General features: G+C 58.8%; 6 protein-coding genes and 1 pseudogene. All 7 read left to right on the top strand.

The genetic code is table 11. From position 1 onward, the window contains the following. Positions 1–338: 338 nt before the first annotated feature. Positions 339–1,214, top strand: coding sequence for a branched-chain amino acid ABC transporter permease (locus PHX69_RS14650; RefSeq protein ID WP_119013405.1), 876 nt, complete (start codon positions 339–341; stop codon positions 1,212–1,214). Between the two features lie 2 nt (positions 1,215–1,216). Further along, the gene (locus PHX69_RS14645; RefSeq protein WP_119013404.1) at positions 1,217–2,149 is read left to right on the top strand and encodes a branched-chain amino acid ABC transporter permease; all 933 of its coding nucleotides are present in this window, start codon (positions 1,217–1,219) and stop codon (positions 2,147–2,149) included. 2 nt (positions 2,150–2,151) lie between these two features. Beyond that, positions 2,152–2,913: an ABC transporter ATP-binding protein gene (locus PHX69_RS14640; protein ID WP_119013403.1), complete on the top strand. Its 762-nt coding sequence runs from the start codon at positions 2,152–2,154 to the stop codon at positions 2,911–2,913. A 16-nt stretch (positions 2,914–2,929) separates the two neighbouring features. Beyond that, a pseudogene (locus PHX69_RS14635) lies at positions 2,930–3,322 on the top strand (hemerythrin domain-containing protein); the annotation flags it as partial. Positions 3,323–3,538: 216 nt separating this feature from the next. Further along, positions 3,539–4,240 (top strand): ABC transporter ATP-binding protein, encoded by a 702-nt coding sequence (locus PHX69_RS14630; RefSeq protein WP_241524943.1) that lies wholly within the window; start codon positions 3,539–3,541, stop codon positions 4,238–4,240. A gap of 186 nt (positions 4,241–4,426) precedes the next feature. After that, positions 4,427–6,094 (top strand): phenylacetic acid degradation protein PaaN, encoded by a 1,668-nt coding sequence (gene paaN, locus PHX69_RS14625; protein WP_288044654.1) that lies wholly within the window; start codon positions 4,427–4,429, stop codon positions 6,092–6,094. A gap of 14 nt (positions 6,095–6,108) precedes the next feature. Next, positions 6,109–6,406: enoyl-CoA hydratase-related protein (locus tag PHX69_RS14620; RefSeq protein ID WP_288044652.1), on the top strand; the 298-nt coding region annotated here is incomplete at its 3' end.

Here is a 6,406-nt window from a genome sequence, read left to right as displayed (position 1 = left end):
TAGTCAAAAATTGGCTTTTTTCTGCGGAAAATCAAACCGTAGCTGGCCAAAAATGCAGCTTTTGTGGTGTCTGCGCCGGTCGGCGCGGCTTTTTTGGTGGTGTTTTTCCTAGGGATTACCCGCATTTTTGCGCTCAAACAAGATACAAAAACGATAAAAAATCTTGTTATAGGTATCATGTTGGCAGGTGTAATCGCACTGCAAGAGCCCGGTTTGCCGCTGCCCTTCCCAGGGCAGGTATGCCTGCGCTGCGTTCCAAAAAAATACTACGGAGATAACCCTATGCCGTTGCCGCTACACGGTCGCCACGCATGTGCGACGCCCGGGAGATCTGACTGATGCTTGCCGAGTTTTTGCAATTTCTGTTCTCGGGCATTACGGTGGGTGCCACCTATGCCTTGGCGGCGTTGGGCTTTACGCTGATCTACAACGCCAGCAACGTTATCAACTTTGCCCAGGGCGAGTTCATCATGCTGGGCGGCATGTTGGCGGTGTTTTTTGCCCAGATGGGTCTGCCGATGCCGGTGGTGCTGCTGCTGGCCATTGCCATTCCTGCCGTGGTGGGCGTGGTGATGGAGAAGGTGGCTATTGAGCCCATCAAGGGCGCCGAGACGGTCTCGCTCATCATCGTCACGATTGGCGCTTCGCTGGTCATTCGCGGCCTGATTCAGGTGTGGCTGGGCAAGGGTACGCACAGCCTGCCCGCCTTTTCGGGCGATGCGCCGTTGCAAATTCTGGGCGCTACGCTGTTGCCACAAAGCCTGTGGGTGCTGGGTGTCACGGCTGTGGTGGTGGCGGGTCTGTGGTATTTCTTCAACCGCACCCTCACGGGCAAGGCCATGCTGGCCACTTCGTTCAACCGCACTGCCGCTGAGCTGGTGGGCATCAATACCAACTGGGTGCTGTTCATGAGTTTTGCCATGGCCGCAGGCCTGGGCGCACTGGGTGGCATCCTCATCACGCCCATCACCATGACCTCGTACGACGTGGGCATCATGCTGGGCCTCAAGGGCTTTGTGGCGGTGGTGGTGGGCGGCCTGGGCAATGGCCTGGGTGCCGTGGTGGGCGGTTTGCTGGTGGGGGTGCTGGAAGCGATGGGCGCAGGCTACATCTCCTCTGCCTACAAGGATGCGATGCCGTTTGTGCTGATCCTGCTGGTGCTGTTCTTCATGCCGCGCGGCCTGTTTGGTGGCAAATCGACCGATCGGGTGTAAGCATGCAAAAGAGTTCTTACATTGGATTGGGTCTGTTGGTGGCCGTACTGCTGGTGCTGCCGTGGGTGGTGCCCAACAGTTACTACATGGATCTGGCAATCCGCATCGGCATCAACGCCATCATCGTGATTGGCCTGAACCTGCTGATTGGTTTTGCGGGCCAGATCAGTTTGGGCCATGCGGGTTTTTTGGGGATTGGCGCTTACGCTTCGGCGGTGTTGCCTACGCACTTTGCATGGCATCCGCTGCTGGCGATGGGGGCGGGTGCTGTGGCCACGGCAGTGATTGCCGGGCTGGTGGCCCGCCCCATTTTCAAGCTCAAGGGCAACTACCTGGCGATGGCCACCTTGGGGCTGGGCATCATCATCAATATCGCCCTGCGCAATGAAGCCCAATGGACGGGTGGCCCCGATGGCATGGCCGTGCCAGCGATGTCCGTATTTGGCTTTGAACTCAGCAGCGACAAGCACTGGTACTGGGTGGTGGCCACCCTGCTGGCTTTCAGCGTCTGGGCTTCGCTCAACATGATTGATTCACCGTTTGGCCGTGCGCTGCGTGCTTTGCACGGTTCGGAAGTGGCCTCGCAGGTGGTGGGCGTGAACGTGGTGCGCTACAAGGTCACGATCTTTGTCATGTCGGCGGTGTTTGCCAGCATCATGGGCAGCATCACGGCGCATTACATGGCCTTTGTCACGCCCAACTTTGCCGATTTCTTCCATTCGGTAGAGCTGGTGACGATGGTGGTGGTGGGCGGCATGGCCTCGGTGTTTGGCTCCATCATCGGTGCCGTGCTGTTGACGGCGTTGCCCCAAGCCCTGGCCACTTTTGAGGGCTGGGAAACCGTGGTGTTTGGTGCTGTGCTGATGCTGTGCATGATTTTCCTGCCCAAGGGGCTGGTGCCGACGCTGGCAGCCAAATTTGGCAAGGGAGACTGAGCATGGCATTGCTGGAAGTCAAAGACCTGTCTATCCACTTTGGTGGTGTCAAGGCGGTGCAGAACGTCTCGTTCAACATTGATGCGGGCATCGTCTATGCCGTGATTGGCCCCAACGGGGCGGGCAAAACCACGCTGTTTAACCTCATTACCGGGGTGTACAAGCCCACTACCGGTGAGATTCGTCTCGATGGTGAGCCTATCCACGGCAAATCACCCAACGAGCTGGCCGAGCGCGGCGTGGCCCGCACGTTCCAGAACCTGCAAATCTGCATGAACATGAGCGCCATCGAGAACGTGATGGTGGGCGCGCACCTGCGGCTGGACCGCAACCTGTTCAAAGCCGCCCTGCGCTGGCCCAGCCTGCGTACCCGTGACCGGGATCTGCGCGAAGAAGCTGCCGAACTGATGCGGTTTGTCGGCCTGGAGGGCTACACCAACGCCCGCGCCGATGCCATGTCCTACGGCGTGCTCAAGCGGCTGGAAATTGCCCGTGCCCTGGCGATGAAGCCACGCATGATTTTTCTGGATGAGCCCGCTGCCGGCCTCAACCCGAAAGAGACCATTGAAGTCGATCAGTTGGTGCGCAAGGTGGCTGACTCTGGCATCACCGTCGTGCTGGTAGAGCACGACATGAAGATGGTGATGAACCTGTCTGACCGCATTCTGGTACTGGACTACGGCAAAAAACTGGCCGAAGGCACCGGCGAAGAGGTCCGCAAAAACCCGGATGTGATTGCCGCCTATCTGGGCGCCCACGGTTGAAACGGAAGCAGGAAAAATGGAAACACTGCGCATCATTACCGAAGAGCATCGGAGTTTCTGGCGCATCGCCATTGCGTTGGAGCAGGTGGCCGATGAGCTGGAAGCTGGCAGCCCGGTCGATCCGGCGTTTTTTCAGGCGGTTTTTGAATACATCGAGAAATTTGCCGACCACGCCCACCACCGCAAAGAAGACGATTGCCTGTTTCCGCTGATGCGTCTGCGCTCGGCAGAGGCGGGGCCGCTCGTCGATGCACTGCAAGAAGACCACCGCCAGGCCATCCTCCACTTGGCAGCCATGCGCCAGGCGTTTGCACAAGCCACTGCGGGCCAGCAGGCCGCTTTGGTGCAGTCTTTGCGTGACTACTGCCGCAAGCTCAAAAGCCATATCCATACCGAAGAGTCCAAGGCGTTGCCCATGGCACGCAAGACGTTGTTGGCAGAAGATTGGCGCGAGATTGACACCCGTTTTCAGGAAAACAACGATCCGTTGTTTGGCAAAGAGGCACAGGCCGAGTTTCAGGAGTTGTACCACCGGGTGGTCAGTCTGGCTCCTGAATCGGTGGGCTTGGGTGCCCACAGCGGTGGTGTGCTGCAAACGCCCATGCCTGCCAGCGGTGGCGATGTGCTGCTCAAAGTGACGGGGCTGGAAAGCAGCTATGGCCGCATCAAGGCACTCAAGGGCCTGAATCTGGAGATTCGCCGGGGCGAGACCGTGGCGTTGGTGGGGGCCAACGGGGCCGGAAAAACCACTTTTCTGCGCACCTTGTCCGGGGTGCAGCCTATGGGAGCCGGGCACATATGGTTCGATGGGGAGGATATTTCCCGGGTGCGCGCCGACCAGCGCATGTGCCGGGGTATTTGCCAGAGCCCCGAGGGGCGCCAGGTGTTTGGCCCGCTGACGATTGAAGACAACCTGCGGCTGGGCGCCTACACCCAGCCCAAGCAACAGGTGCCTGAAGACCTGGAAAAGGTCTACGCCATGTTTCCGATCCTGAAAGAGAAGCGCAAGCTGCCTGCGGGCACCCTCTCGGGTGGTCAGCAGCAGATGCTAGCGATTGGCCGTGCGCTGATGGGGCGCCCCAAGCTGTTGCTGCTCGACGAGCCATCAATGGGGCTGGCGCCGCTGCTGGTGCAGGAGGTGTTCAACGTGGTCAAGGCGCTGAAAGCGCAGGGCATGACCATCATCCTGGCCGAGCAGAACGCCTTTGCGGCGCTGGCGCTGGCGGATCGCGGCTATGTGCTCGAAACTGGCGAGATCACCCTGACCGGTAGCGGACAAGACCTGATTCACAACGAGCAGGTGCGCGCTGCCTATCTTGGAATGTGAAAGTAAATTGTGTTCTTTTACGATAAATTTTAATCGTATTAAGGTTTTCCCTCTATTTGGAAGAACTCTTAAGCGATACACTTTTCTATGTTGATGTGAAATTTGTGTGTTGCTTTTTGATGGGTAAGGCGGCGTTGGCTCCGCTGCCTTGCATACAAGTTTCAGCCGTTTCTCTTTGGAAAAAGCATGACCCACCCTCTGTTTGAACAACACCGTGCCACCCTTGAGGGTGCCCTGCAAGCCATCGCTACCCGTGGCTACTGGTCGCCCTACACCGAGATGCCCAGCCCCAAGGCTTACGGTGAAACTGCTGCTGAAGACGGCAAACGCGCTTACGAAGCGCACCTGGGCCAGAATTTCGAACTGAACCAGCCCGGCCAGAACGGCTGGGGTGGCAACGAGGTGTCGCCCTATGCGGGCGCTTTGGATGTGCGTTACCCCTTGTGTGACCACGAGGTACTGATTGAGGCTGGCTTGGCCGCCATGAAGGGCTGGCAAGCGGTGGGCGCTGCAGGCCGCACTGGCATGTGCCTGGAAATTCTGGCTCGTTTAAACCGCCAGAGCTTTGAGCTGGGCCATGCCGTGATGATGACCACCGGCCAAGGCTGGATGATGGCTTTCCAGGCTGGTGCCCCCCACGCCCAAGACCGTGGTTTGGAGGCAGTGGCCTACGCTTGGCGCGAGCAAAGCTTTGTGCCTGCCGAAGCCATTTGGGAGAAGCCCCAAGGCAAAAATCCTGCTTTGGTTATGAAGAAGCATTTTGAGCTGGTGGGCCGGGGCGTGGGTTTGGTGGTCGGTTGCGGCACTTTCCCCACGTGGAATACCTATCCGGGCGTGTTTGCTGCACTGGCCACTGGCAATGCCGTCATCATCAAGCCACACAGCAACGCCATCTTGCCCGCTGCCATTACCGTGCGCACCATCCGTGCTGTGCTGGCTGAGAACGGCATTGATCCCAACCTGGTTACGCTGTGTGTGACCGACAACCGCAGCACCACGCAAGCACTGGCTACGCACCCCAGCGTCAAGTCGGTGGACTTTACCGGCAGCAACGTGTTTGGCCAGTGGCTGATTGACAATTGCAAGCAAGCCCAGGTCTATGCCGAGCTGGCTGGTGTGAATAACATCGTCATTGATTCGACCAGCGCTTACAAGGCCATGCTGGGCAATCTGGCGTTCACCCTGTCGTTGTATTCGGGCCAGATGTGCACCACTTCGCAGGCCATTTTTGTGCCAGCTGGCGGCATTGATACCGATGAAGGCCATAAGAGCTACGACGAGGTGTGTGCCGATCTTGGCAAGGCCATCAGCCGCTTCTTGTCCAAGCCCGAAGTGGCCTTTGCCGTGCTGGGTGCCATGCAGTCCGAAGCTACCACCGACCGCGTGGCCCATGCCAACAGTGGCCAACTGGGTACCGTGGTGCTGGCCTCGCAAACGCTGAGTAATCCCGACTTCCCCGTTGCTCAGGTGCGTACCCCTGTGCTGCTGGCTTGTGATGCGGCCGACGAGGCAGCCTACATGGAAGAGCGCTTTGGCCCTATCAGCTTTGTCGTCAAGGTGGCCGATACCGCTGCGGGTATTGCTTTGTCTGAGCGCGTGGTGCGCGAGCATGGCGCTTTGACGGTGGGTCTGTATTCCACCCGCCAAGAAGTGATTGATGCCATGACCGAAGCCACTTGGCGCGGCAAGGTGGCGTTGTCCATCAACCTGACTGGCGGCGTGTTTGTGAACCAGTCCAGCGCTTTTTCTGATTACCACGGCACAGGCGGCAATCCGGCAGCCAATGCCTCGTATGCAGATTCCGCTTTTGTCGCTAACCGTTTCCGGGTGGTGCAACGCCGCTACCACGTTTGAGGAGTGGTCGCGCAATGGCTTATCAACATATTCTGTTCGAGGTCAGCGACAGCGGCATAGCCCGCTTGACGCTGAACCGTCCGGACAAAATGAACAGCTTCAATGCTGACATGCACGCTGAGTTGCGCGATGCGCTGGACAGCATCCAAACCAACCTGGCGGTGCGCGTACTGGTGCTGACCGGCGCTGGCCGGGGCTTTTGTGCTGGCCAAGATTTGGCCGATGCCGAAGTCCGCTTTGTGCCTGGCGAGACCCCGCCCGATCTGGGCGATGTGGTGGAGCGCCACTACAAGCCACTGGTGATGCGCCTGG

Origin of the sequence: Simplicispira sp. (genome assembly GCF_028687295.1) — a bacterium.
Lineage (GTDB): Bacteria > Pseudomonadota > Gammaproteobacteria > Burkholderiales > Burkholderiaceae_C > Simplicispira > Simplicispira metamorpha.
The sequence above is the reverse complement of the archived record's forward strand: the minus strand, read 5'-3'. Positions and strand labels throughout refer to the sequence as shown.

What these genes read in the sequence shown, in the direction of transcription:
- PHX69_RS14650 (WP_119013405.1), top strand. Translation starts at nt 339, where the DNA reads ATGCTTGCCGAGTTTTTGCAATTTCTGTTCTCGGGCATTACGGTGGGT.
- PHX69_RS14645 (WP_119013404.1), top strand. Translation starts at nt 1,217, where the DNA reads ATGCAAAAGAGTTCTTACATTGGATTGGGTCTGTTGGTGGCCGTACTG.
- PHX69_RS14640 (WP_119013403.1), top strand. Translation starts at nt 2,152, where the DNA reads ATGGCATTGCTGGAAGTCAAAGACCTGTCTATCCACTTTGGTGGTGTC.
- paaN (WP_288044654.1), top strand. Translation starts at nt 4,427, where the DNA reads ATGACCCACCCTCTGTTTGAACAACACCGTGCCACCCTTGAGGGTGCC.